This is a genomic window from Nocardiopsis halophila DSM 44494, assembly GCF_000341245.1.
GTDB classification, from domain to species: Bacteria; Actinomycetota; Actinomycetes; order Streptosporangiales; family Streptosporangiaceae; genus Nocardiopsis_A; species Nocardiopsis_A halophila.
Genome location: NZ_ANAD01000237.1, coordinates 1 through 23,025, shown reverse-complemented (window position 1 = coordinate 23,025; position 23,025 = coordinate 1). Strand labels below are relative to the sequence as shown.

19 protein-coding genes are annotated in these 23,025 nt (G+C 73.0%); 11 read left to right on the top strand and 8 right to left on the bottom strand.

The genetic code is table 11. The annotated features are described in order from the left end of the window. The first annotated feature begins 614 nt into the window (after positions 1 to 614). From D450_RS0125465 to D450_RS0125450, 4 genes are all read left to right on the top strand, one after another. A complete protein-coding gene (locus tag D450_RS0125465) occupies positions 615 to 989 on the top strand; it encodes a hypothetical protein (RefSeq protein WP_017541456.1) in 375 nt (124 codons plus the stop codon). Between the two features lie 52 nt (positions 990 to 1,041). Further along, positions 1,042 to 1,728, top strand: a complete 687-nt coding sequence (gene npdG, locus D450_RS0125460; RefSeq protein ID WP_017541455.1) for an NADPH-dependent F420 reductase — start codon at positions 1,042 to 1,044, stop codon at positions 1,726 to 1,728. A gap of 671 nt (positions 1,729 to 2,399) precedes the next feature. Continuing rightward, positions 2,400 to 2,657 (top strand): hypothetical protein, encoded by a 258-nt coding sequence (locus D450_RS33905; RefSeq protein WP_152513394.1) that lies wholly within the window; start codon positions 2,400 to 2,402, stop codon positions 2,655 to 2,657. Between the two features lie 376 nt (positions 2,658 to 3,033). Continuing rightward, positions 3,034 to 3,570 (top strand): hypothetical protein, encoded by a 537-nt coding sequence (locus D450_RS0125450; protein ID WP_026128767.1) that lies wholly within the window; start codon positions 3,034 to 3,036, stop codon positions 3,568 to 3,570. Between the two features lie 102 nt (positions 3,571 to 3,672). Here the strand turns inward: D450_RS0125450 and D450_RS0125445 are convergent, their stop codons facing one another. From D450_RS0125445 to D450_RS0125430, 4 genes are all read right to left on the bottom strand, one after another. Continuing rightward, positions 3,673 to 4,407, bottom strand: a complete 735-nt coding sequence (locus D450_RS0125445; RefSeq protein ID WP_017541452.1) for a gamma-glutamyl-gamma-aminobutyrate hydrolase family protein — start codon at positions 4,405 to 4,407, stop codon at positions 3,673 to 3,675. Beyond that, entirely contained in the window at positions 4,404 to 5,168 is a 765-nt protein-coding gene (locus D450_RS0125440; RefSeq protein WP_017541451.1) for a 3-oxoacyl-ACP reductase, read from the bottom strand. The genes D450_RS0125445 and D450_RS0125440 overlap by 4 nt, the downstream gene beginning before the upstream one ends. Before the next feature lie 333 nt (positions 5,169 to 5,501). Further along, positions 5,502 to 6,887, bottom strand: a complete 1,386-nt coding sequence (locus tag D450_RS0125435; RefSeq protein ID WP_017541450.1) for an aldehyde dehydrogenase family protein — start codon at positions 6,885 to 6,887, stop codon at positions 5,502 to 5,504. Between the two features lie 32 nt (positions 6,888 to 6,919). Next, a complete protein-coding gene (locus D450_RS0125430; protein WP_017541449.1) occupies positions 6,920 to 8,296 on the bottom strand; it encodes a glutamine synthetase family protein in 1,377 nt (458 codons plus the stop codon). A 311-nt stretch (positions 8,297 to 8,607) separates the two neighbouring features. Between D450_RS0125430 and eat the strand changes: the two genes are divergently transcribed. After that, on the top strand, positions 8,608 to 10,071 hold the full coding sequence (gene eat / locus D450_RS0125425) for an ethanolamine permease (RefSeq protein ID WP_017541448.1): 1,464 nt from the start codon (positions 8,608 to 8,610) through the stop codon (positions 10,069 to 10,071). Positions 10,072 to 10,198: 127 nt separating this feature from the next. Here the strand turns inward: eat and D450_RS0125420 are convergent, their stop codons facing one another. Beyond that, positions 10,199 to 10,942 carry a FadR/GntR family transcriptional regulator gene (locus D450_RS0125420; RefSeq protein ID WP_017541447.1) on the bottom strand — a complete coding sequence of 248 codons (744 nt, stop codon included), beginning with the start codon at positions 10,940 to 10,942 and terminating at the stop codon, positions 10,199 to 10,201. 162 nt (positions 10,943 to 11,104) lie between these two features. Here D450_RS0125420 and D450_RS0125415 point away from each other — a divergent pair, with 162 nt between their 5' ends. After that, the gene (locus tag D450_RS0125415) at positions 11,105 to 11,530 is read left to right on the top strand and encodes a DoxX family protein (RefSeq protein WP_017541446.1); all 426 of its coding nucleotides are present in this window, start codon (positions 11,105 to 11,107) and stop codon (positions 11,528 to 11,530) included. 127 nt (positions 11,531 to 11,657) lie between these two features. On the opposite strand, the gene D450_RS0125410 is transcribed toward D450_RS0125415, so the two are convergent. Together D450_RS0125410 and panB are read right to left on the bottom strand one after the other, a co-directional pair. After that, positions 11,658 to 12,695 carry an LLM class F420-dependent oxidoreductase gene (locus tag D450_RS0125410; RefSeq protein WP_017541445.1) on the bottom strand — a complete coding sequence of 346 codons (1,038 nt, stop codon included), beginning with the start codon at positions 12,693 to 12,695 and terminating at the stop codon, positions 11,658 to 11,660. A 131-nt stretch (positions 12,696 to 12,826) separates the two neighbouring features. Next, positions 12,827 to 13,666, bottom strand: a complete 840-nt coding sequence (gene panB, locus D450_RS0125405; RefSeq protein WP_017541444.1) for a 3-methyl-2-oxobutanoate hydroxymethyltransferase — start codon at positions 13,664 to 13,666, stop codon at positions 12,827 to 12,829. A 469-nt stretch (positions 13,667 to 14,135) separates the two neighbouring features. Here panB and D450_RS34070 point away from each other — a divergent pair, with 469 nt between their 5' ends. From D450_RS34070 to D450_RS0125390, 3 genes are all read left to right on the top strand, one after another. Next, complete coding sequence (locus D450_RS34070) at positions 14,136 to 14,300, top strand: hypothetical protein (RefSeq protein WP_017541443.1); 165 nt, start codon at positions 14,136 to 14,138, stop codon at positions 14,298 to 14,300. A 79-nt stretch (positions 14,301 to 14,379) separates the two neighbouring features. Beyond that, entirely contained in the window at positions 14,380 to 17,340 is a 2,961-nt protein-coding gene (locus D450_RS35330) for a helix-turn-helix transcriptional regulator (RefSeq protein ID WP_017541442.1), read from the top strand. Positions 17,341 to 17,544: 204 nt separating this feature from the next. Continuing rightward, positions 17,545 to 18,267, top strand: a complete 723-nt coding sequence (locus D450_RS0125390; protein WP_394296836.1) for a response regulator — start codon at positions 17,545 to 17,547, stop codon at positions 18,265 to 18,267. A gap of 44 nt (positions 18,268 to 18,311) precedes the next feature. On the opposite strand, the gene D450_RS0125385 is transcribed toward D450_RS0125390, so the two are convergent. Further along, a complete protein-coding gene (locus D450_RS0125385; RefSeq protein ID WP_017541440.1) occupies positions 18,312 to 19,673 on the bottom strand; it encodes a glutamine synthetase family protein in 1,362 nt (453 codons plus the stop codon). Between the two features lie 199 nt (positions 19,674 to 19,872). Between D450_RS0125385 and D450_RS0125380 the strand changes: the two genes are divergently transcribed. Together D450_RS0125380 and D450_RS0125375 are read left to right on the top strand one after the other, a co-directional pair. Further along, a complete protein-coding gene (locus tag D450_RS0125380) occupies positions 19,873 to 21,642 on the top strand; it encodes an NAD+ synthase (RefSeq protein WP_083932788.1) in 1,770 nt (589 codons plus the stop codon). Between the two features lie 281 nt (positions 21,643 to 21,923). Beyond that, positions 21,924 to 23,018 carry a hypothetical protein gene (locus tag D450_RS0125375; RefSeq protein WP_026128766.1) on the top strand — a complete coding sequence of 365 codons (1,095 nt, stop codon included), beginning with the start codon at positions 21,924 to 21,926 and terminating at the stop codon, positions 23,016 to 23,018. Positions 23,019 to 23,025 lie beyond the last annotated feature (7 nt).

Below are 23,025 nucleotides of genomic sequence, written 5' to 3'. Positions count from 1 at the left end.
CCGGCTGCGCCGTCGCCGCCATCTCCCCGGACCACCGGTCACCCGGCGGCCGACCGTCGACCCCGGGGGACCGCTTCCCACTTGTCGTTGCTGCTGATCTCCCTGAACTGAAGGGTCCCGCCGCACGGCAGGCAGCCCGGAGCGGGGTACCTGGCGTGCCGTCGTTGCCGCTTGTTCCCGGACCGCGAGAGGCCCGGCGGACGACCGGGGGCAGCGGGGAACCGCCCCACCTCGTCGTTGCCGCCCTCTCCCTCGCACTCCGACGGCCCGTCGCCCGGCCGGGGCCCGTGAGCGGGGCACCGGCTGTCCCGTCGTTGCTGCTGTTCGGGGACTGCGAGCGGCCCGGCGGCCGAAAAGCAGGGCCGGGGAACCGGCCCGCTTCGTCGTGGCCCCCTTCCCCCTGCCTCCAGGGGCCCGCCGCTGGCAGGCAGCCTTGATCAAGATGTCGGCGCCCGGGGCGTGCAGGGCGGGCTCCACCTCCTATCGGCCGGTGTCGGCCGTTCGGGACCGACTTTGGTATTGACCTGATTCCGAACTTGCGGCCGATGTGCTCTCACCTTCGCGAGTCCATACTCGAATCACACGATCGGGCCGCGAGGGGGAGGAGCTCGACGATGACCGCGATCCACATGCAGAGGGCGCCGGCAGGCGCCGCGCGGGCGGTCGGCGGCGGTGCCCGGTGGGGCGTCAAGGCACGCTCGGTGGCGGCGGGACTGTTCTGGTCCCTCTTTGACGCCGAACGGGTCCTTCCGGAGGCCGAACCGGCCGAGGTCCGCTGGCGGCTGATCGAGCTGGGACTGCTCGACCCGTGCGCGCCGCCCGCGGCCCGCCCCGAAGCCCTGGCCCGCTTCCAGGACGCGGTCGGCCTGCCGCGGACCGGCCGCGCCGACGGCCGCACCGTCTCCGCCCTGGCGGCGGCCGCCGCCCACCGCCTGCACATGCGCGAGCTCGGGCTGGAGGGGCTGGAGCCGCGCGTCTTCACCGCCTGACGGCGTGTCCCCGCCCGGGCGGCGGAGCCGTGCGGGTGGGATGATTCCTGTCATGGCTGATCAGACATCCCCACACGACACCCCCGACGTCTCGGGCCTGGTCGTCGCCGTCCTCGGCGGGACCGGCGACCAGGGCCGCGGTCTGGCCCGGCGGCTGGCCCTGGCCGGAACCGAGGTCGTCATCGGCTCGCGCAGCGCCGAGCGGGCGCAGGGCGCCGCCGACGGTCTGGGCGCCGACCTTCCGGTCCGCGGTCTGGACAACGCCGGCGCCGCCGCCGCTGCCGACGTCGTGATCGTCGCGGTGCCCTGGGCGGGCCACCGCGAGCTGCTGGCCTCTCTGGAGGAGGAGCTGGCCGGGAAGATCGTCGTGGACTGCGTCAACCCGCTCGGCTTCGACAAGAAGGGGCCCTACGCGCTGCCGGTGGAAGAGGGCAGCGCAGCCCAGCAGGCCGAGGCGGTGCTGCCGCGCAGCCGGGTGACGGCCGCCTTCCACCACGTGTCCGCGTCGCTGCTGCTGGACCCGGAGGTCGAGGAGGTCGACCTGGACGTGCTGGTCCTCGGGGACGACCGGGAGGCCACCGACACCGTCCGGGCGCTGGCCGGGCTCATCTCGGGGGTGCGCGGCATCTACGGCGGCCGGCTGCGCAACGCGCACCAGGTGGAGGCGTTCACCGCCAACCTGATCGCGATCAACCGCCGCTACAAGGCCCACGCAGGCCTGCGCATCACCGACGTGTGAGGGGGCCGGGGCTCGGCGATCGGCGATCGACAACGGTGATCTCACCCCCGGCGATGCCCGTAGGGGAGCCGATTCCCTGAGAGGCGGAGTCCTTGCGACTCCCGTAAAGCCCGGAAGCGGGCTTTACGGGAGTCGTGAGGGCGGTCGCGGGCTCGGCCGGGGCGGCCCCGTGCCGCCCTGGGGGCGGCCGGTGAGGCACGCACCTGTGTGTCCGCGATACCGCACAGCCTGCCGAGCAGTGCCGAGGTCCGGCCAACGCCGGCCCCTTCACAGGAACCGGTCCCGTCGACGGTGTGGTCTCCGCCGCGGCGGCCGCCGAAGACCTCGGCAACGAAGACTGTCTCCCCACGCCGTGTCCGCATCCGGCTCACCGGTTTTCCACCAACCTTTACGAGGTGCCGTCTCCGTGAGGCCGGGCGGAGAGGCAGCCGGGGCGGTGGACGGGCGGGGCTTGGGCAGGGACCGGGCCGTGTGCTGTGTCGGCATGCGCCGGTCGGGGCGATGCGGAGGGGGAGCGGGTCCGAAGGCGCGCCTCGGGCTGCGGTCGAGGCGTCGGCGGATCGCACCGGGGGTGCGTGCGCGCGAATGCGGTCCACCGGTCGTTCCTCTGACCGGGGGCGGGGCCGGGGCGAGCGCTGCCGCATCCGGCCTGTCGGGGTAGAGTCCCGTCCATGGGGGCACCCGAAAGCCAAGGACGCTACGGAAAGAACCGGTACGTCCAATGCGACAAGTGCTGGACGGTCATCGACCGGGAGAAGTACACCTACCGGAGGTTCTGGATGGCTTGCCCCCGCTGCCGATCCATGATCGGCCTTCCCGACCGCGACCTCATCGGGAGCCGAGGCGACCGCATCGACCAGGAGAACTGTCGCCACTGCGGCACCATGAAGGAGATCGGCCAGACCTGCCCCGGCTGCGGTAAGCGGTAGCCGGTCCCCGGGCGGTGGTCCCCACACGCCGCCCTGTTCCTCCGCCGACCCCGGCGCCCGCTCGCCGGAGGCCGACCACCGGGGCGAGTGCGCCGCCGCGTTCGTCGGCGACGACACCGCACACATCGCGGGCATGCCGTCCGGGCCTGCCCCGAGGAGCGCGCTCGCCGACCACCTCGCGGGTGGTGGGCCCTTTCGGGGTCAAGTGACCGATTGCGGTGGGTTTCTGTATGAGTGCCCTTCGTGCGGCGGCCGAATACCCTGCGAGCTGCGCATTTCCACACGGGTCGAAGTTCTTTGCCTCCGCGGGGGCCGGGTGCCTAGCTTTGGGGCGCTCGCGTGAAGCGATTCACCGGTCGATGAAAGGGAACCCCTCATGCGCATATCGCGTATTTCCCGTTGGGCCGTCGCCGTGGCCGCCCCCGCCATGGCATTGGGCCTGCTCTCCGCCCCCGCCGCCGCCGAAGAGGAACCGGAAGCCCGGCTCGTGGACATCACCCCGATGGTGACGGCCGCGCTCGACGAGCAAGGAGGTACCACGGCGGACGCCGCGCCCGTCGCCGCTGCCGCCGACCTGTACGAGGCCAGCCCCAGGAACGCCTTCAACGTTTCAACGGCGAAGCAGGCGACGATCGGCGGTGTCACCTTGCAGGTGCGCCGGGGGCTGGTCACCCGGAACGCCGCGAATGACGTCCCCATCGCCTGGGCCCGGGTGGTCGGTGCCGATGACGGAGACGTCCTCGCCATCGTCGTCCACAACAGCCACGGCAGCCGGGTCGCCAACGACGGGACCCGCTCGGACGGGACGACGACCTACACCAACGGGTTCCAGATCAAGAGCGGATACAAGTACAAGGCCTGCCTCAGCGACACCTCGGTAGGCTGCGACAACTCGATCTCCAAGGTCATGTAGGCGCCGAGGAGTCCGTCCCCTCGGCGTGCAGGAACCGTGGCCGGGGCGCCTCCCAGGAGGCGCCCCGGCCACGGCATGTCCACGGCAAGGGCGGGCCGGACCTCACCGCTCCGCCCGTGCACTCCTGGCCTCCTCCACCAGCCACCGGAACAGCGAGGGATCGTCGCCCATCTCCGGGTGCCACTGCACCCCCAGCGCCCTCGGCTCGTCGGTGAACTCGACCGCTTCCACGATCCCGTCCTCCGTCCACGCCGTGGCCACCACGCCCTCGCCCAAGGCGTCGACGCCCTGGTGGTGGTAGGTCGGCACCTCCAGTTCGGTGCGGCCCAGCACCTCCGCGGTGCGGCTGCCCGGGGACACCCGGACCGGGTGCGGGTCGAAGACGGCGGTCCGCCTCCGGTGCGCGTCCCCGCCCACCACGTCCGGCAGGTGCTGGTGCAGCGTGCCCCCACGGGACACGTTCATCACCTGCATCCCCCGGCAGACGCCCAGCACCGGCAGCCCGCGCCCCAATGCCGCCTCCAGCAGGGCGAACTCGGAGGCGTCCCGGCCGGGGTCCACCCCCGCCGTCCGCTCGGCGGCGGCCGCGCCGTACCGCCCCGGGTCGATGTCCCCGCCCCCGGCCAGCACCAGGGCGTCGACCCCCGCGACCGCGTGCTCGATCCCCGGAACCGGCGGCAGCATCACCGGCACCCCGCCGGCCCCGGCCACCGCGTCCACGTAGGCCCGGGGCAGGAGCGCGGCCGGCAGGTCCCACGCCTCGCCCCACCGGGCCTGCTCCGCATAGGCGGTGATCCCGATGAGCGCGCCCCGGCCCCCGTCCGTCGGGGCGCTCACAGCGGCGTCACGTAGGCGCCGGAGATGCCGCCGTCCACGAGGAAGTTGCTGGCGGTGATGAACGAGGCGTCGTCGCTGGCCAGGAACGCCACCGCCGCCGCGATCTCCTCCGGCTCGGCGAACCTCCCGAAGGGCACGTGGACCAGCCGCCGCTGCGCGCGTTCGGGGTCCTTGGCGAACAGCTCCTTGAGCAGGGGGGTGTTCACCGGCCCGGGGGAGAGCGCATTGACGCGGATGCCCTCGCGCGCGAACTGCACCCCCAGTTCCCGGCTGAGTGCCAGCACCCCGCCCTTGCTCGCGGTGTAGGAGATCTGCGAGGTCGCCGCGCCCATGGTCGCCACGAACGAGGCCGTGTTCACGATCGAGCCGCGGCCCTGCTCGCGCATGTACGGCAGGGCGTGCTTGCAGCACAGGTAGACCGAGGTCAGGTTGACCTCCTGCACCCGGCGCCAGGCATCCAGCCCGGTCTCCAGGATGGAGTCGTCGTCGGGCGGGGAGATGCCCGCGTTGTTGAAGGCCACGTCCACCGACCCGTAGTCCCGGTTCGCCTCCGCGAACGCGGCCGCGACCTGGTCACCGTCGGTGACGTCGGCCGCCACGTACCGCCCGCCGACCTCCTTGGCCGCCTGCTCGCCGGCCTCCCGGTCCAGGTCGACCACGACCACGTTCGCGCCCTCCTCGGCCAGCCGCAGTGCCGAGGCCTTGCCGATGCCGCTGCCGCCGCCGGTGATCACGGCGGTGCGCCCCTCGAAACGCCGCATGTCGCTCCTTCGCTCCTCGAAATCCTCGAATCCGTCGACCTTCGATCCGTGCGGCACCGGGGCGGCCGCTACTCGGCCCCGGTGCCGCACGCCCCGGCCCCGGTGACGTGCGTCCCGGCCTCGGCCGGTGCCGACCCGGGCGGGCCCTGCCCCGAGTTCTGCAGCGCGCCCGCACGCTCGGCGACGGCGGACGGCGCCGTTCCGGCCCTCCCCAGTCCTCGGCCCGGTGCCCGGCCGCCCCGGTGGACCCCTGCGCCATCGGGGAGCTCCGGTCGGTCCGCGGGCGGGTCGGCGCGTTGCGCCGCCGGGCCGCCGCATCCGGGCCGGCCACCGTCAATCCGCCGTGTCGTCGGCGATGAAGACCGTCTTGGTGTCGGTGAACGCCTCCAGCGCGTCCGGGCCGAGTTCGCGCCCCAGCCCCGACTGCTTGAACCCGCCGAACGGGGTCCCGTACCGCACGGCAGAGTGGGAGTTGACCGACAGGTTCCCCGCCGTCACCGCGCGGGCCGTCCGCAGGGCGCGGCCCACGTCGCGCGTCCACACCGAGCCCGCCAGGCCGAAGGCGGTGTCGTCGGCGATGCGCACCGCCTCCGCCTCGTCCTCGAACGGAACCGCGCACACCACCGGCCCGAAGATCTCGTCCGTGAAGGCCGGGTCCTGGGCCCCGGGGGTGAGCACCGTCGGCGGGAACCAGAACCCCGCCCCCTCAGGCGCCGGCCCCCGGAACGCGACGGGCGCCCCGTCGGGCACGTAGGAGGCGACCTTGGCGCGGTGCGCCGCCGAAACCAGCGGCCCCATCTCGGTCCCCTCGGCGCGCGGGTCGCCCACCGCGACCCCCTTCACCGCCGGCTCCAGCAGTTCCATGAACCGGTCGAACACCGAGCGCTGGACCAGCAGCCGCGAGCGCGCACAGCAGTCCTGCCCGGCGTTGTCGAACACGCCGTAGGGCGCGGCGGCCGCCGCCTTCTCCAGGTCGGCGTCGGCGAAGACGATGTTGGCGCTCTTACCGCCCAACTCCAGGGTCACCCGCTTGAGGTCCTCGGACGCCAGCGCCATGATGCGCTTGCCGACCGCCGTCGACCCGGTGAAGGCCACCTTGTCCACGCCCGGGTGCCGCACCAGGCGCTCGCCCGCCACCGGCCCGGTCCCCGGCAGCACCTGGAGCACCCCCTCCGGGATCCCCGCCTCAAGGGCCAGTTCCCCGAGCCGGAGGGCCGTGAGCGGCGTCAGCTCCGACGGCTTGACCACGACCGCGTTGCCCGCGGCGAGCGCGGGCGCCACGCCCCAGGACATGATCGGCATCGGAAAGTTCCAGGGAACGATCACCGCCGCGACCCCCAAGGGCTCGGAGAAGGTGACGCTCCAGCCCCCGGAGACCGGGATCTGCCGCCCGGAAGCGCGCTCCGGCGCGCCCGCGTAGTACAGCAGCACGTCCCGCACCATGGCGGCCTCTCCGCGGGCCTGGCCGATCGGGTGCCCGGAGTTGCGCACCTCCAAGGCGGCCAGCTCCTCGATGTGCGCGCCGACCTTCTCGGCGAAGGCGCGCAGCAGCCGCGCGCGGTCGGCGGGAGCGACGGCCCGCCAGGCGGGCCAGGCCGTGCGGGCCCGGGCCACCGCCGCGTCGGCCTCCTCGGCCGAGGCGAGCGGCACCGTGCCGATGACCTCCTCGGTCGCCGGATTCACCAGTTCCTGCAGGGTCGGCGCTTCGGACGCCCCCATCGATGGTCCCCCCTCTCGGTCGGAGCGCCCCGTCACAGGCGCTCGAAGCCCCGGTACAGTTCCCAGTCCGTCACGGCGGCGTCGTAGGCCGCCAGCTCCACCCGCGCGTAGTTGGCGTAGTGCTCGACCACCTCGTCGCCGAACGCCGTGCGCGCCAGATCGCTCTTCTCCCACAGCTCCAGCGCCTCGCGCATGGTCGCCGGCACCGACGGGGCGTCCCCGGCGTAGGCGTTGCCCGCGCAGGCCGGGCCCGGCTCCAGCTGCCGGTCGATCCCGTCCAGGCCGCCGGCGATGAGCGCGGCCACGGCCAGGTAGGGGTTGACGTCACCGCCGGGCACCCGGTTCTCCACCCGCAGGCTGGGGCCGTGCCCCACCAGGCGCAGCGCGCAGGTGCGGTTGTCCACGCCCCAGGCGACCGACGTCGGGGCGAAGCTGCCGGGCACGTAGCGCTTGTAGGAGTTGATGTTGGGCGCGAGCAGCAGGGTGAGCTCGCGCAGGGAGGCCAGCTGCCCGGCGAGGAAGTGCCGCCCGGTCGCCGAGAGCCCGTGGGGCGCCCCCTCCTCGGCGAGCACCGGGGCGCCGTCGCCCAGGCCGCGCAGCGAGATGTGCACGTGGCAGGAGTTGCCCTCGCGCGCGTCGGGCTTGGCCATGAAGGTGATGGACATGCCCTCCTGGTCGGCGATCTCCTTGCTGCCGGTCTTGTAGATGGCGTGCTGGTCGCAGGTGGCCACCGCCTCGTCGAAGCGGAACGCGATCTCGTGCTGGCCCAGGTTGCACTCGCCCTTGGCCGACTCCACGTACATCCCGGCGCCGGCCATCCCGTTGCGCACCCGGCGCAGCAGCGGCTCCACCCGGGCGCCGCCCAGCACCGAGTAGTCGACGTTGTAGCGGTTGGCCGGGGTCAGGTCCCGGTACCCGCGCTGCCAGGCCTGCTCGTAGGTGTCGCGGTAGACGACGAACTCCAGCTCGGTGCCGACCATCGCGCTCCACCCGCGCTCGGCCAGCCGGGCCGTCTGGCGCTTGAGGATCTGCCGCGGGGAGGGGGCGGCGTCGGCGCCGTCCAGGCGCAGCACGTCGGCGGTGACCATGGCCTGGCCCTCCTGCCAGGGGGTGCGGCGCAGCGTGGCGGGGTCGGGCCGCAGCACGATGTCGCCGTAGCCGGTGTCCCAGGAGGACATCGCGTACCCGTCGACGGTGTTCATCTCCACGTCGACGGCGAGCAGGTAGTCGCAGGCCTCGGTGCCGTGGGCGAGCACCTCGTCGAGGAAGAAGCGGCCGGAGACGCGCTTGCCCTGCAGCCTGCCCTGCATGTCGGTGAAGGCGACCAGCACGGTGTCGATGGCGCCGGAGCCCACGTCGGCGCGGAGCCGGTCCACGGTCAGCGGGGGCCCGCCGCGGTTCGTACTCACCCTCGGCCTCCTTAAGGTTCAGGACCGTACCTTTTACGGAGCAAAGCAGGGGCCGAGGGCGGTGTCAATCCCTCCCGGTGCGCGAAACCCCGTCGAAACGCCGGTGAAACGGCAGGTGTGCGCCGATGCGCCGGAATGCGCGACCCCCCTTGACAGGCCCGTTCCGCGGCGCGCATCATCACCGACCATCACGTAAAGGACCGGCCTCATACCTTTTCAGGCTCCGGGTCCTCGCACATCCCCCGCACCATCCCCCCGACCACGACCCCGCTCCACCGACCCTTGACCCGACCGCCCCCGAGGGGAGCACCGTGGCACGAGAAACCGGCCCGCACGCCGACGGACACGTCCAGGGCGCCGACTACGTCCGCGCCGGCACCGACTACCTCCAGCGCCGAACCCTGCGCCGAGGCGCCGCCGGGTGGCTCCTGCTCGCCGGCCTGGGCGTCTCCTACGTGATCTCCGGCGACTTCGCCGGCTGGAACTACGGCATCGCCGAAGGGGGATGGGGCGGCCTGCTCGTCGCCACCGTCCTCATGGGCACCATGTACCTGTTCATGGTGCTGGGGCTGGCCGAGATGGCCTCCGCGCTCCCGGCCACCGGGGCGGGCTACGGTTTCGCCCGCCGCGCGCTGGGACCGCTCGGCGGTTTCGCCACCGGGACCGCGATCCTCATCGAATACGCCATCGCCCCGGCCGCGATCGCGGTCTTCATCGGCGGGTACGTCGAGGCGCTGGGACTGTTCGGCATCACCAACGCCTGGCCCGTCTACCTCGCCTGCTACGCGCTCTTCGTCGGGATCCACCTGTGGGGCGTCGGTGAGGCGCTGCGCGTCATGTTCGCCATCACGGCCGTGGCCGTCGTGGCCCTCGTCGTCTTCGCCGCCGGGATGGTGCCGAAGTTCGACCCGGCCAACCTGGTCGACATCGCCCCCACGGACGCGGCGGGCGCGAGCGCCTTCCTGCCCTTCGGGTACGCGGGCATCCTCGGGGCGTTCGTGTTCGGCATCTGGTTCTTCCTGGCCATCGAGGGCGTCCCCCTGGCAGCCGAAGAGGCCCGCGACCCCAAGCGCGACATGCCCCGCGGCATCATCGCCGGCATGGCGGTGCTGCTGGTCACCGGGTTCGGCATGCTGCTGCTGGCCCCGGGAGGCGCCGGGGCCGCCGCGCTGGCCGACTCCGACAACCCGCTCCCGCACGCCCTGCGCGAGGCCTACGGCGGCTCGACCGTGCTGGCCGACGCCGTCAACTACGTCGGCCTGGCGGGACTGGTGGCCAGCTTCTTCTCCATCATCTACGCCTACTCGCGCCAGCTCTTCGCCCTCTCGCGGGCGGGGTACCTGCCCCGCTGGCTCTCGCTCACCGGGCGCCGCAAGACCCCCTACACCGCGCTCATCGTCCCCGGCACCATCGGCTTCGTGCTGGCGGCCGCAGTGGGCGACGGCGACCGGCTGATCAACATCGCGGTCTTCGGGGCCACCGTGTCCTACGCGCTGATGATGGTGGCCCACATCGTTCTGCGGCGCCGCGAGCCGGGGCTGGAGCGTCCCTACCGGACCCCGGGCGGCGCGGTGACCACCGGCATCGCCCTGGCGCTGGCGCTGTGCGCGGTGGTGGCCACCTTCCTGGTGGACGTGGTGGGCGCGGCCGTGGCGGCGGCGATCTTCGCGGCGTTCCTGGCCTACTTCTGGCTGTACTCCCGGCACCGGCTGGTCGCCGACGCCCCGGAGGAGGAGTTCGCCCTGGTGGAGAAGGCCGAGTCGGAGCTCAACTGACCCGGTTCCGGGCGCCGGCCGGTCCGCTCCTCCCGCACCCGGGCGGAGGGGCCAGCGCCCGGGCCGGCCCCGCGGCCCCCGTCCCGCCCTGTCCGCCGCCCCCGGGCCCGGCGGACGGGGGCGCCGGTCAGGCCAGGAACGCGCGCAGCAGCGCCTCCGTTCCCTCCAGGTGCTCGCCGACCGCGCGGCGGGCGTCCTCCGGCCGTCGGTCGCGCACCGCCGCGACGATCGCCCGGTGCTGGGCGCCGCTGTGCTCCAGGTTGCGCGCCAGGATCGGCATCGCGTTGAGCAGGTCGTTGATCCGCATCCGCGTCTCGGCCAGCGCCCCGGTCAGCGATGCCGACCCGGTCAGCTCGGCCAGCGTGTGGTGGAAGACGGTGTCGCACCGCCGGTAGTCCTCGATCGGGGCCTCGTCCACCGCGGCCAGGCGCTCGGCCAGCAGCCGCCCGCCGTCCGGGTCCAGCCCCTCCTCGGCCAGCCGCACCGCCGCCCCGGTCTCCAGCGCGCGCCGGAAGGTGAACAGGTCCTCCAGGTCGGCTCCGGTGCGCTGGAGCATCCGCTGCGCCTCGGCGCGGCTGGGCCGCGGCGGCACGTCGGCCACGAAGGTCCCGCCGCCGCGCCCGCGCCGCGACTCGGCGTACCCGGCCTCCTGGAGGGCGCGGATCGCCTCCCGCAAGGTGATCCGGCTGACCCCGAGCCGGGCCGCCAGCTCCCGCTCCGGGGGGAAGCGCCCGCCCCGGGCCACCACCCCGAGCTTGATCGCCGACAGCAGCCGCTCCACCGTCTCCTCGAAGGCGTTCCCGGTGCGCACCGGGCGGAACACCGCCTCGGCCGCGGTCTCGGCCAGGGCCCCGGCCTCCGGCTCGGACACGTGCCCCCCTTCCGAACCGCCGTGGGCCGGGCGGTCCCGGCCCCGGCCGCCCTCCGCGGCCGCAGCACTCAGGGTAATCCCGGGGCGGCGGCGCGCTGGCCCGCCCCGGTCGGGTGTGCGATGATTCCGGGACCGGCACCCTCTGCCTGGAGCGTGGTCGCCATGGACCGGAGCGAAGACCGAACCTCACCCGCCCGCGGCGTCGCCCTGACCGCCGTCGCCTGGCTCCTGCAGGTCCTCGGGTTCGCCGTGTTCATCCTGATGGGGATCGGCAAGCTCGCCGGGTGGGAGGACTTCGCGCAGACCTTCGAGGAGATCGGCGCGGGCCAGTGGCTGCGCTACTTCGTGGGCGTCGCAGAGGTGGCCGGGGCGGTCGGGCTGCTGATCCCGCGCCTGTCCGGACTCGCCGCCTCGGGCCTGACCCTGGTCGTGGCCGGAGCCGCCGTCACCCACCTGGCCGTCCTGCGTGACTCGGGCTGGGCGCTGCCGGTGGTGCTGATCGTGCTGATGGGCGCGCTGGCCTGGATCCGCCGCGCCGAGACCGCGTCGCTGCCCTCGTTCGTGCGCGGCCTGCTCGGCCGGGACTGAACGCACCGCGGTCCCGCACTGAGGCCCTGCACCGAGGCCGCGCCCCGCGCCGACCCCGGTCCGCAGGCAGGGGCCCCGGCCGGACCAGGGCCGTACCTTCGGCCCCGGTCCCGATCCGGCCGTGCGCTCAGAGCCAGCCCTTGACCTTCTCCACCAGGCGGACCGGGTCGTCGGCCACCGGCGTGACGTTGAGCTCGGTGACGCCGGCGGCGCGGAAGGCCTCGATGCGCTCGCGCACGTAGGACTCCGGCCCCACCAGGTTGGTCAGCTCCAGCATCTCCTGCGGGACGGCGGCCGCCGCCTCCTCCTTGCGGCCCTCCAGGTACAGCTCCTGGATCCGGTCGGCCGCCTCCTCGTACCCGTAGCGGCGGGCCAGGGTGTTGTAGAAGTTCTTGCCCTTGGCGCCCATCCCGCCCACGTACAGGGCGATCATCGGACGCGCGAAGTCCAGGAGCTTCTTGGTCTCCTCGCCCTCGCCGATCGCGAGCATGCCGCCGGCCGAGATCTCCAGGTCCCCCAGGGACGGGTCGCGGTCGGCCTTGCCCGCGCGCAGCGAGTCGCCCCAGACGTCGTCCGCCTTCTCGGGCATGAAGAAGATCGGCAGCCACCCGTCGGCGATCTCGGCGGTCATCTTCACGTTCTTCTCGCCGAGTGAGGCGATGTAGACTGGGACGGAGCTGCGCACCGGGTGGTTGATGATCTTCAGCGGCTTGCCCAGCCCGGTGCCCTCCTCGGGCGGAAGCGGAAGGGTGAAGACCTTGCCGTCGTGGGTGAGCCGCTCCTCGCGGGCCCACACCTTGCGGCTGATCTCGACCACCTCGCGGGTGCGGGCCAGCGGGCGGTTGTAGGGCAGGCCGTGCCAGCCCTCGATGACCTGCGGCCCGCTGGCGCCCAGGCCCAGCACGGCGCGCCCGTCCGACAGGTAGTCCAGCCCGGCCGCGGTCTGCGCGATGAGGGTGGGCGTGCGCGTGTAGACGGGCAGGATGGCGGCGCCGATGCGCACGCGCTCGGTGCGGGCGGCGATGTAGCCCATGAGGGTGGGGCTGTCGTAGCCGTAGGCCTCGGCCACCCACACGGTGTCCAGGCCGACCTTCTCCAGCTCGGCGATCTGTCCGACGGACTCCTTGGGGTCGCCGGCGTACTGCAGGGGCATGGAGATGCGCATGCTGCCTCCGTTGGTGGTCGCCCGTGATCGGGGCGACACTCTACCCCCGAGTAGGATTCGGTCCGACGACCGGGGCCGGTCGGCGCGCGTCGCCGACCGGCCCCGATACGCCCCGGTGGATCAGGAGGGGGTCAGGAGTAGGAGTGCTCAGGGGCGGGGAAGGCGCCGCCCACGACCTCCTCGGCGAAGCTCTTGGCCGCGCCCTCCAGGGTGGCGTTGAGATCGGCGTAGGTCTTGACGAACTTGGCCACGCGCGGGCTCAGGCCCGCCATGTCCTGCCAGACCAGCACCTGGGCGTCGGTGTCGGGGCCCGCGCCGATGCCGACCGTGGGGATGGTCAGCTCGGCGGTGATGCGGGCCGCCAGCTCGGCCGGCACGCACTCCAGGACGACCGAGAAGGCGCCCGCGCGCTCCAGTTCCTTGGCGTCGGCCAGCAGCTCCTCGGCCGCCTCGCCGCGCCCCTGTACTCGGTAGCCGCCCAGGGTGTTGACCGACTGGGGGGTCAGGCCGATGTGCCCCATGACCGGCACGCCGGAGGCGACCAGGGCCTCGGTCTGCGGCGCCATCCGGCGCCCGCCCTCCAGCTTGACGGCGTGGGCCCCGCCCTCCTTCATGAAGCGGGAGGCCGCGGCCAGCGCCTGCTCGGGCGAGGCCTGGTAGGAACCGAACGGCAGGTCGGCCACGACCAGGGCGCGCGAGGTGGAGCGGGCCACCGCCGCGGTGAGCGGGAGCAGGTCGTCGACGGTGACGGGCACGGTGGAGTCGTAACCGTAGACGACCATGGCCGCCGAGTCGCCGACGAGCAGGACGGGGATCCCGGCCTCGTCGAAGACGCGCGCGGTGAGGGCGTCGTAGGCGGTCAGCATGGGCCAGCGCTCGCCCCGCTCCTTGGCGGCGGCGATGTCGCGTACGGTGACCCGGCGCGTCGATGAGCCCCCGTAGAGGGCGGGGGCGGACGTGGTGGTGCTCATGACGTGTTTTCCCTCCGGTGTCTCGAAGCGCTGAAGGCGTCTCCGGACGGTGTCGGTAAAAACGGGCGCGCTCATCCTCGCACGCGGGGCAGGGCGCGACCTCTGTCGGGGCCAACGTTGGCGGGACCCCGGTTCATCCCTGCACCAGGGGGATGCGACCCGCTCCACCTGGGGCGGGGTGCCTACTGCGCCGTCGTCGCCCCCTCGCCGGGCCCCTGATGGCCCGGCGGTCGACCGGAGCGCCGTGGCCCTCGGCCTCTCCGCGCCGTCCTTCCAGGGGAAACGGCCGTCCGGCCGCCCGCCGAACGTCGTGGATCTGAGGCGGGGAGCGAACGCGGCCGACGCCCTAAGGACCCTCCGAGGTCGATCTAAGGCCCCTGTGACCGGCGAAGATACGGCGACTTTCCGATACCGGCGGGGACCCCTGGGGGGGGAGTGTGGAGGCACGCCGCCGCGAGGGAGGACCCCCATGCACCACCCCGACCACATGGACCGACTGGCCCGTCAGCACCGGGAGGAGATGCTCCGCGCCGCCCAGCAGAGGAGGGAGGCCCGGAGCGCCCGGCGCCGGGAGGAGGACGAGCGCCGGGAGGCCCGCCGCCGCGAGGGTGAGCGCTTCGGCCCGGCCGCCTGAACACGTGCCCGCCGAGCCCTTGTCCACAAGGGGCCGCCGTCCGCGCCCGGGCCGCGCGATCCCCGACATACTGGGCGCCATGGACGGTCGCGAACGCAGTTCGGTCTTCGTCGGGCGCCGGGACCAGGTGACGAACCTGGTCTCCCACGCCCGGCGCACTCGCAAGGAGGGGGCGGGCGCGGTGCTCATCGGCGGCGAGGCCGGAGTCGGCAAGTCCCGCCTCCTGCGCGAGTACGCCCGCACCTGCCCCATGCGCCTCGCCGTCGCCGGAGGCTGTCCCGAACTGGGCGTCGAAGGCCTGCCCTACGCCCCGTTCACCGCCGCCCTGCGCCGCCTCATCAGGGACGGGGCGGCCCCCGCCTCCGGCGGCCCCGGTGAGCTGGCGCGGCTACTGCCCGAGCTGGGATCGGCGCCGGCAGGACCCGAGCAGGGCCGCGCCCGGCTGTTCGAGGAGGTCCTGGTCCTGCTGGAGGGGGCCGCCGCACCCGGCGGCCTCACCCTGGTCCTGGAGGACCTGCACTGGTCCGACGCCTCCACCCGGGACCTGCTCGTCTTCCTGCTGGGCAACCTGGACGCGGCACCGGTGCAGATCATCGCCACCTACCGCACCGACGACCTGCACCGCGGCCACCCTCTGCGGCGGCTGCTGCCCGAGCTGGAGCGCCTGCCCGGCGTCGACCGCACCGAGCTGCCGCCGCTCTCCCGGGAGGAGGTGGCCGAACTGGCCGAGGGCCTGCACGGCAGCGCCCTGCCCGACCGCCAGGCCGACCGGCTCTTCGAGCGCAGCGGCGGCAACCCCCTGTTCGTCGAGTCCTTCCTGGAGCACCCCGACGCGGGGACCGCGCCGGTCCCCGACGGGCCCCGGGAGCTGCTGCTGGGCGCGGTGCGCACGCTGGACGCCGAGGCTCTGGGGGTGCTCCGGGCGGCCTCCGCCGCAGGGGAGCGGGTGCACCACGCGCTGCTGGAGGCGGTCAGCGGGTCCGGGCCGGCGGAGTTCGCCGCGGCGGTGCGTGCCGCTGTGGACGCCAACGCCCTGGTCCCGCGCGGGGAAGGGTACGCCTTCCGCCACGCGCTGCTCGCCGAGGCCGTCCAGGAGGACCTGCTCCCCGCCGAGCGCACCCGCCTGCACCGCCGCTACACCGACGTCCTGGAGCAGGGGGTGGAGGGGCTGGAGCCCGACCAGGCCGCGCTGCTGCTCGCCCACCACGCCTACGCCGCCCACGACCTGCCTCGGGCCCTGGAGGGCGCCTGGCGCGCCGCCGAGGCCGCACACCGCGGTGCGGCGCTGCCCGAGCGGGTGTCCCTGCTGGAGCGCGTCCTGGATCTGTGGGAGCAGGTCCCCGACGCACAGGGGCGCATCGGCTGCTCCCGCACCGAGCTGCTGTACCTGCTCTCCCAGGCCGCGCACGACATCGGGGCGCCGCGCCGGGCGGCCGAGTACGCGGCCGAGGGACTGAAGGCCTACTCCCACTGGCTCGACACCGGCATGTGCGAGGTGCGCTCCGCGCGTGTCGTCCCCGAGGCCGATGCGATCGCGATGGGCCGACTGCTCCAGGCGCGGGGCGACGCCCGAAAGGAGATGTCCCAGGACGGGGCCTTGGAGGACTACGGGGAAGCGCTCCTGCACCTGCCCCGGGCCCACCCCTTGCGCGCGCGGATCACGGCCGGCCTGGCCACGACGCTCATGGTGCGGGGGCACGACGACGAGGCGCGCCGTGCCGCCGAGCTCGCCCTCGAACGCGCCCGCGCGGCGGCGGACGTCCGGAGCGAGGCCGACGCCTTGATCACCCTGGGAAGCCTCGACTCCCACGGGCCGGACACCGGCGCGGCGGTGGAGTACATCCGTCAGGGGGTCCGGTCGGCGCGTGACAGCGGTGACGTCTCCGTCGAGCTGCGCGGTCGGAACAACCTGGCGGCCACCTATGACATGGCGGGCCACCCGGAGGAGGCGATGCGGGAGAACCGGGACGGCCTGAAGCGGGTGGCCGAGCTGGGGCTGACCCGCACCCAGGGCGGGGGGTTCACCTTCGGTCTGGCGCACCTGCTCTTTGCGAAGGGTGAGTTGGACGAGGCGCGCGATGTGCTGCGCGCGATGCGTCCCGATCCCAACCCCCGCAGCCAGGGAAGACGTCACCGGCTGCTCGCCGAGATCGAGCGCATGCGGGGGTCGGTGGCGGACGTGGCCAGGGAGGTGGAGGCCTTCGACCGGCTGATGCCGCCGGAGAGCTCGGCCCAGATCGAGACCCTGAGCAATCTCGGCTCGCGGGCATGGCTGATGCAGGCCGACGGCCGAGCGGAGGAGGGGGTCGACCTCCTCCTCACGGCCATGGAGGAGGAGCGGCCCTGGGCCCGCGGAGTGTGGATCGGGATGAACCTGGCGCACGTCGCGGGGCTGGTCCGGGACATCGAACGTGAGGCGGTCGGGGACCCCGCACGGTCGGCCGCGGTCGAGCGGTTCAAGAAGCGGGTCGAGGACAAGGCGCAGGTCCTGCCGAGCGACGAGGGATCCCCGTTCATGGTGCGCGTGGACGCCCGGATCGTCCACGGCCACCTGGCGACGGGCGGTGCCCCGCGTGCCGCGGACGAACACTGGGCCTGGGTCGAGCGGGAGACGCGGAGCAGGGGGCTGAAGCTCGATCTGCTCCAAGCGCTCTTCGGCCGCGCCGAATGCGCGCTGGCACTCGGTGAGCGTGAGCGCGCGGCCGAACAGCTCCGTGAACTGCACTTCCTCGCCTCGGAGTGCGGAGCGGCCCCCTACCTGCAGCGCGCGCAGAGGGCCATGGAAGGCGCGGGGATCGCCCCGCCGCGGGTGGCGTCCGCCGCCCCGGACGGGACCGGAGACGCCCTTCCGCCGCTCACTCCGCGTGAGCGCGAGGTGCTGCGCCTGGTCGCGCGCGGGCGGACCAACCGGGAGATCGCCGGTGAGCTGGTGATATCGGCGAAAACGGTGAGCGTCCACGTTTCCAACGTGCTCGGCAAGCTCGATGTGACGAATCGGAATGCGGCCGCCCGCAAAGCACTCGATTCCGGGCTCGGTTGAGCGACCGCGGAGAATTCCCCATAAAACGGCGTAAGGTGGTGTGCCATCGGCCCCCGACCTCGGCGGGCCGCGCGGCCTCGGGCGATCCCCGGGGCATTCACCCTGTACGGGGGCGGGTGCACCTGGCATAAACTGTTCGCAGCAGCGGCCTCCCGAATCGCATTCCACAACTGCAGCCATCTCGCGCCAGGAAGGAATTCCGTTGTGAGTGGGCACCCCCCGTCCCCGGGTGCGGCGCGGACCGTCGAGGCGGTCCCATCCGCGCCCCCCATCCGTGTGCTGCTCGTCGACGACCACGCCTTCTTCCGCCGAGGCCTGGTGTCGGTCCTGGAGGAGGAGCCCGACATCGACGTCGTCGGCGAGTGCGGAAGCGGGGAGGAGGCCGTCCGTTCGGCGGCGCGCCTTTCCCCCGACGTGGTCCTGATGGACGTGTGGATGCCCGGGGCAGGCGGCATCGACGCCTGTGCCGGGATCCGCGCCCGCGCGCCCGCGGCCAAGATCACCATGCTCACCATGAGCGACGAGGAGGACGACCTCTTCGAGGCGCTCAAGGCCGGCGCCGACGGCTATCTCCTGAAGGAGATCTCGGTGGACGAGCTGCCCGACGCGGTGCGTTCGATCTCCGACGGCCAGTCGTTCATCAACGCCTCCATGGCCACCAAGCTCATCGGCGAGTTCACCGCCCTGGCCAAACGTGACAGCGCGGCCCGGCCGCGCCCCGCCGCGCCCCGGCTCACCGGCCGTGAGACCGAGGTGCTGCGCCTGGTGGCCAGGTGCTTCAACAACAAGGAGATCGCCGACGCGCTGTTCATCTCCGAGAACACCGTCAAGAACCACATCCGCAACATCCTGGAGAAACTCCAGCTGCATTCGCGGACCGAGGCCGCGGTGTACGCGGTCCGGGAGAAGGTGCTGGAACTCGACTGAGCGGGCCGGGCGCCGCGCACGGGCGCGGCGCCCGGACGCGGACGTCACAGCGTCGGCAGGTACCGCTGGAGCTCGTACGGCGTGACCTGGCGGCGGTAGGACTGCCACTCGGCCTTCTTGTTGCGCAGGAAGAAGTCGAAGACGTGCTCGCCGAGCGTCTCGGCGACCAGCTCGCTGCTCTCCATCGCGCGGATGGCCTCGTCCAGGCTCTGGGGCAGCGGGGCGATGCCCATCGCGCGCCGCTCGGCGTCGGTCAGTGCCCACACGTCGTCCTCGGCCCCGGGCGGCAGCTCGTAGCCCTCCTCGATGCCCTTCAGCCCGGCCGCCAGGATCACCGCATAGGCCAGGTAGGGGTTGCAGGAGGTGTCCAGCGAGCGGAACTCGATCCGGCTGGAATTGCTCTTGGTGGGCTTGTACATCGGCACCCGCACCAGCGCCGAGCGGTTGTTGTGGCCCCAGCACACGTAGGCGGGCGCCTCGCCGCCGGCCCCGGCCGAGGCCGCGGCGTTGTCCCACAGCCGCTTGTAGGAGTTGACCCACTGGTTGCACACCGCGGTGATCTCCGGGGCGTGCCGCAGCAGCCCGGCGATGAACCCGCGCCCCACCTTCGACAGGTGGTACTCCGCGCCCGGCTCGTGGAAGGCGTTGCGCTCGCCCTCGAACAGCGACATGTGGGTGTGCATGCCCGACCCGGGGAACTCGGTGAAGGGCTTGGGCATGAAGGTGGCGTAGACCCCCTGCTCCATCGCCACCTCCTTCATCACCAGCCGGAACGTCATGATGTTGTCGGCGGTGGTCAGCGCGTCGGCGTAGCGCAGGTCGATCTCCTGCTGGCCGGGGCCGCCCTCGTGGTGGCTGAACTCCACCGAGATGCCCATGGCCTCCAGCATGTTGATCGCGTTGCGCCGGAAGTCGTGCGCGCTGTTGTGCGGGGTGTGGTCGAAGTAGCCGCCCGAGTCGTTGGGCTCGGGGAACTCCCCCGGATCGGGCATCTTCTTGAGCAGGTAGAACTCGATCTCGGGGTGGGTGTAGAAGGTGAAGCCCAGGTCGGAGGCCTTGGCGAGCTGGCGCTTGAGCACGTGCCGCGGGTCGGCGTAGCTGGGGCTGCCGTCGGGCATCAGGATGTCGCAGTACATCCGGGCGGTGCCGTGCGGCTCGTTGCGCCAGGGCAGCACCTGGAAGGTGGAGGGGTCGGGCTGGGCGAGCATGTCGGCCTCGTGCACCCGGGCGAAGCCCTCGATGGCCGAGCCGTCGAACCCGATGCCCTCGGTGAAGGCCGCCTCCAGCTCGGCGGGGGCCACCGCCACCGACTTCAGGTAACCGAGCACGTCGGTGAACCACAGCCGGACGAACCGGATATCGCGCTCCTCCAGGGTCCGGAGCACGAACTCCTGCTGTCGATTCACGGGTTCACCTTCCTCAGTCGAACGTCGGGGTGCGGACGCGGGCCGCCCGCCGCGCGGGCCCTCTCCCAGTCTGCCTACCTCAGGTTTCCGGCGCATTAACGCAGGTGGCCCCGGAGGGCGCCGGGGCCCGCCCGAATTATCACAGCTTCGCGGGGTGTGCGCCCGCCCGCGGCGGCCCGGCCCGGCTACGCTCGGGTGCGTGGCACAGCTCAGAATCGCGATGGCCCAGGTCAACCCCGTCGTCGGGGACCTGGAGGGCAACAGTGCGCTGGTCGCCGACCAGGCGCACCGGGCGGCCGCGGTGGGGGCGCACCTGCTGGTGTTCCCCGAGATGGTCGTCACCGGCTACCCGGTGGAGGACCTGGCGCTGCGCAACTCCTTCGTCTCGGCCTCCATCAAGGCCACGCACGCGCTCGCCGAGCGCCTCGCCGAGGAGGGGCTGGGCGACCTGCCGGTCGTGGTGGGCTTCCTGAACCGGCGCGAGGGGGTGGGGGCGCGCTTCGGCCAGCCCACGGGCGCGCCGCAGAACTCCACCGCCCTGCTGCACCGGGGGCGCGTGGCGCTCACCTCCGCCAAGTACCACCTGCCCAACTACGGGGTCTTCGACGAGTTCCGCAACTTCGTGCCCGGCGACGCGCTGCCGGTGGTCCGGGTGCGCGGCGTCGACGTCGCCCTCGCCGTCTGCGAGGACCTGTGGCAGGAGGGCGGCCCGGTCACCGCCGTGCGCGCCGCGGGCGCGGGCATGCTCATCACCCTCAACGGCTCGCCGTACGAACGGAACAAGGACGACGTGCGCCTGGAGCTGTGCCAGCGCCGGGCGCGCGAGATCGGCGCCGCCGTCGGCTACGTCAACATGGCCGGCGGACAGGACGAGCTGATCTTCGAGGGCGACTCGCTCATCGTCGACGCCGAGGGCGACCTGGTGGCCCGCGCCCCGCAGTTCGAGGAGGCGCTGCTCGTCACCGACCTGCGCCTGCCCGACGCCCCCGAGCCCGCCCCGCACGCGCGGGAGGCCGACGGCATCCGCATCGTCCGGTACACGGTCTCGGCGGACCCCGTGGCGCCCTACGACGCCGAGCCGCCGGTGCTCACCCCGCGCCCCGACCCGGTCTCCGACGTCGGCGAGGTCTACCACGCGCTGGTGGTGGGGCTGCGCGACTACGTGCGCAAGAACGGGTTCGACAGCGCCCTGGTGGCGCTGTCCGGGGGGATCGACTCGGCGCTGACCGCCACCATCGCCGTCGACGCCCTGGGCCCGGACCGGGTGCACGGCCTGATGATGCCTAGCCGGTACTCCAGCGGGCACTCCTTGGACGACGCCCGGGAACTGGTCGCCCGGCAGGGCATCACCGGGCGCACCATCGCCGTACAGGAGGTCGTGGACGCCTTCACCGCCGGGGCCTCCGGCGCGGGGGTGGAGCTGGAGGGGCTGGCCGCGGAGAACCTGCAGGCGCGGGTGCGCGGCACCCTGCTCATGGCGCTGTCCAACCAGGAGGGCCACCTGGTGCTGGCCACCGGCAACAAGAGCGAGCTGGCGACGGGCTACTCCACGCTCTACGGGGACTCGGTGGGCGGCTACGCCCCGATCAAGGACTGCTGGAAGACGCTGGTCTGGGAGTTGGCGCGGTGGCGCAACGCCGACGCCGCCGAGCGCGGGGAGGCGCCCCCGGTGCCGGAGGACTCGATCGCCAAGCCGCCCAGCGCCGAGCTGCGCCCCGACCAGCTGGACAGCGACTCGCTGCCGGACTACGCGGTGCTGGACGCCCTGCTCGACGCCTACATCGGCACCGACCGGGGGCACGGCGAGCTGATCACCGCCGGGTACGACCCGGAGCTGGTGGCGCGGGTCGTCCGGCTGGTGGACCGGGCCGAGTACAAGCGCCGCCAGTACCCGCCCGGACCCAAGATCAGCTCCCGCAACCTCAGCCGCGACCGGCGCGTGCCCATCACCAACCGCTGGACGCCCTGACCTGCCCGTATCTTCGTTGATCTCGGGGATCTCGGCCTTGTACCGGCCGGTACAAGGCCGAGATCCCCGAGATCAACGGGGGCGCCGGGGACAGGTGGGCGGGCCGCGGGGACAGCAGGGTCTTGCCGGGCGGCTGCCTGTGCGCGGCACCGGCCGGGAATAGGCTCACGGTGAACCTCGGAGGGGCGGAGGCGCCGATCGGGCGGCCGGGCCCCCGGGCCCCGCAGACGCCGGAGCGGGCCTCCTCCGAGTGGTCCGGCGTGGACCGAAGGGTGACGACCATGGTCGCTCGAACCCCCGAACGCATCGTGCAGGACATGGGCGAGCGGAGGGGCCGCGGGGCCAAGCTCCGCGCCAAGCTGGAGAAGAACCGGGACCGCAACTGGCTCCTCGCCCTGACCACGCACTCCCTCGGCAAGTTCGCCGAGAAGCAGCGCCTGTCCGACCTGGAGCAGACGCTGGTGAGCGCGTTCCTGGACAACGGCTACAGCGAGGACGAGCTGAGGAAGCTGGGCGAGGCGTCCGAGCTGCTGTCGCAGGACGCGCGCCAGGCCGTCTACCCCGCGCGCTTCGCGCGGCTGGACGTCAAGTCCTCCTACTCCTTCGACGACCTGCGCAAGGATGCGCCGGAGATCGTGCGCTCCACCCTGGAGATGCCCAACCTGACCGCGGTCGACGTCGGGAAGGCCCACAGCGAGCGCACCTCGGTGCGGAACCTGCCGCGGCTGGACCGCAGGACGCTCGCCGAACACGGGGCGGAGTTCCTGGTCACGCAGAACCCGGACGTGCAGGCGGCGCCCAGCGGGTTCTTCACGATCAAGGCGACCCAGTTCCGCTGCAACGACGAGACCGGGGCCGACTTCTTCGGCTCGGACGAGCCCTACTGGATCTTCGGCACGCTGGCCGACGGCGCGACCGTGACCACCCGCAGCCGGATCTTCGGCAACGTGGACACCGGAAACACCCGCACCTTCAACTCCGCCGACGGCTCCATCTGGGGGGCGAACGGCCAGGCGCAGCGCTTCCCCGAGGGGCAGATCGGCACGCTGATCCAGCTGTGGGAGCACGACCACGGGGACCCGGAGAAGATCAGGGCCGCGGTGGCGGCGGCGTTCGCCGGAGCGGCGGGCGTCCTGGCGGCCACGGGCGTGGCCGCGTGGATCGCCGCCGTGGTGGCGGGCGTGGGCGCCGTGGTCCAGCAGCTGCTGGCCTTCCTCGACGACGACCTGATCGGTGAGCAGACGTTCGTGTTCCACACGGCCACGCTGGCCAAGCAGGTCCCCAATGTCGGGAACACGCAGACCATGACCCGCCGGTTCACCGACGGGGACGGCGACTACACGCTGACGATCGTCACCACCCGCACGGGCAACTAGCGGAAGG